General features: G+C 48.0%; 5 protein-coding genes and 1 pseudogene. All 6 read right to left on the bottom strand.

The window, feature by feature from the left end; genetic code table 11:
• Positions 1 to 68: 68 nt before the first annotated feature.
• Complete coding sequence (locus B7L70_RS14220; RefSeq protein ID WP_255408874.1) at positions 69 to 200, bottom strand: hypothetical protein; 132 nt, start codon at positions 198 to 200, stop codon at positions 69 to 71.
• Between the two features lie 91 nt (positions 201 to 291).
• Complete coding sequence (locus B7L70_RS12520) at positions 292 to 588, bottom strand: hypothetical protein (protein WP_081228455.1); 297 nt, start codon at positions 586 to 588, stop codon at positions 292 to 294.
• Positions 585 to 854 carry a type II toxin-antitoxin system RelE/ParE family toxin gene (locus B7L70_RS12515; RefSeq protein ID WP_081228454.1) on the bottom strand — a complete coding sequence of 90 codons (270 nt, stop codon included), beginning with the start codon at positions 852 to 854 and terminating at the stop codon, positions 585 to 587. The genes B7L70_RS12520 and B7L70_RS12515 overlap by 4 nt, the downstream gene beginning before the upstream one ends.
• Positions 851 to 1,510 carry a hypothetical protein gene (locus B7L70_RS12510; protein WP_081228453.1) on the bottom strand — a complete coding sequence of 220 codons (660 nt, stop codon included), beginning with the start codon at positions 1,508 to 1,510 and terminating at the stop codon, positions 851 to 853. The genes B7L70_RS12515 and B7L70_RS12510 overlap by 4 nt, the downstream gene beginning before the upstream one ends.
• 242 nt (positions 1,511 to 1,752) lie before the next feature.
• Positions 1,753 to 1,932 (bottom strand): hypothetical protein, encoded by a 180-nt coding sequence (locus tag B7L70_RS13085; protein WP_143701655.1) that lies wholly within the window; start codon positions 1,930 to 1,932, stop codon positions 1,753 to 1,755.
• Positions 1,929 to 2,156, bottom strand: a pseudogene (locus tag B7L70_RS12505) (AAA family ATPase); the annotation flags it as partial. The pseudogene B7L70_RS12505 and the gene B7L70_RS13085, both read right to left, overlap by 4 nt.

Here is a 2,156-nt window from a genome sequence, read left to right as displayed (position 1 = left end):
TCGGCAAGCTCTAGGTGCCGAAGAGCCTTCCCACCGGCTTCGTGAAATGCCATAGAACTCGCCTGAAATCAGTTGAGTTCTACACCAGAATCAATATACTTTTCTATAGCATTGTCTGCCCTTCTCCCGCCTCTTCCAAGCAGTCTCCTTAGTTTATAAGCCTTCGATAGGTCCACAGCCCTAACCTGCCCAACAGCCATGAGGCTCCAGAGCTTTTTCCTAGCACTAGCTAGAAGCCCAAGCCCCGTGCGCTACAGCACTCTTTATTTATTTAGCGGATCTTAGCTTCCCTCAGTTTCCCGTGACCGGACCCACTTCGAGGCCTAATGCCTCGAGGGTTGCTACACCCATAAGTACCATGTTTACAACATCTTCCAACATCGGTATATGCGTATATACCTTCCCGCCCATGGCCTCTACAATGCTTACACGTTCGCCGAGTTCCACGGTGCCCTTGCTCCTCAGCAATCTCCTCGGAACCACGGTTAGGGTGGCGACTGCATCAACAAGTGCTTTAGTGGTTACGTGCCTACCCGTATTGGGATTCCTAATCACCGCCTCAACCCAGACGAGACCCAGGTGTATCACCTATAGGCTGTTTCCCTTAATTTAATGTCGTAGAGGTATATCCTGCATGGTTCTTTATCGCTGTAGATTAACCTATATTTCCCCACCCTTATCCTCTTGAAGTCTTTGAACTTTCCCTTCAGTGGTTTCCCGGTTATTTGCTTCATCGAGAGTTCCTGTATTTTCTCCATCACCCTTTGTTTCATCTCCTCGCTGAGTGACTTGAAGGATCTAATGAAGCGCTTTGGGATTTCAACCTTATGCTTGAATTCATTGCTTGACGTCATACTATTTCCAGGGCTTTCCTGAGTTCTTCTGTGGACCCTGCGGTTGCTACGACCTTGTTTTCCTCCTCGTTCCCCTCTAGCACCGCCATGAATGTTAGTGTGTAGAGTTCTAGTTCGTCGGCTAGTTCCCTGATTTCATTTGCTAGAGTCTCTAGCTTTTCTCGGGTTTTAGCATTGAGACTCGCTATTAGTAGGAGTGTTAGTGTTGTTAATGTCACGGCGTACTTATACGCATCCTCAGGGCTTTCCATCGCGAAGTTCAAGAACATCGTTACGAAGTTGTCGAAGTTTCCTTTAATTTGGCGGAGCTTCCACAGGTCATGCTCCAGCATGATCTCCATGGGGTCCTCGATGTCAATGTCGAACTCCTTAAATCTGCCCCAAACATACCCGTAGGTTTCCCTCAACTTGTCCTCGGAGACCGTGAGTACCGCGTCCTGGTAAAGCATTGTTAGAAGGTAGAGGAACTTCGTGTCGTTTAGTAGCTTCTGGGCTTCCTCCTCAGCGGCTTCAGGCTCGTTTAATACATGCTCGATATAGGGCCTGGTGTACTCTAGGAATGTATTGTATAGGTGAGACTTCGTTAATGCGCCGTAAAGTGTCTGTGAGGGTGATGGGGAGGGTGGAGGTATGACTAAAGCTATCTGACCACTCATTACCCTGTCACTGCGTTTCTAATATTTTAACTGAAATTTAAATTCTAACCCGAGCTGGGGCATATGGCTCATGGCGCATTTATTCTGCACTTGCCATATTATGCGCATTGACCTCAAGCTTAGCCCTGCCCAGTTCACCACTTAACATTGTTGCGACCCCATTCCACCTCTTTTTTCCCTAAACACCTCGACTATCTTATTCACTAAGTCAATGTTTACGTGGCGTTCAAGCTCTACGTTTACTAACTCACAACTGATGCATGCCATGTCCAGAGCTCCCTCCATGTGCAGGCACCCTTAACTTCGAAATCATAAACTCTCTTCAGGGCAGTTACTAGGGCTAGGCCCAAAGTTATGCTTATCCGCCCGCGGCCCTTCGATATCAATCCTGTTCTGGGCTTTAATACCTTTATTCTAATCATGTTGCCTCCTTCAGTGCCCTCTTAATTGCTTCTCTGTGCAGTGGTGTTTGCCAAGCAATGTACTTGTCAATGCCTAGGTCTGGGTCCTTCTCTGGTGGTGGTTGGTCTATCCATAGGTACTCCTGCCTGAAGTACACGTCGTCCATGATTAGGTTCTCCTCAACCAGCCTATGCATTAGCGGTAGCCTCTCCCTAACAAACAACGCGTCAGGGTCCTCGAGCGC

This window comes from Vulcanisaeta sp. EB80 (genome assembly GCF_002078205.2).
Note: the sequence above shows the minus strand (reverse complement) of the source record. Positions and strands in the feature narration are given on the sequence as shown.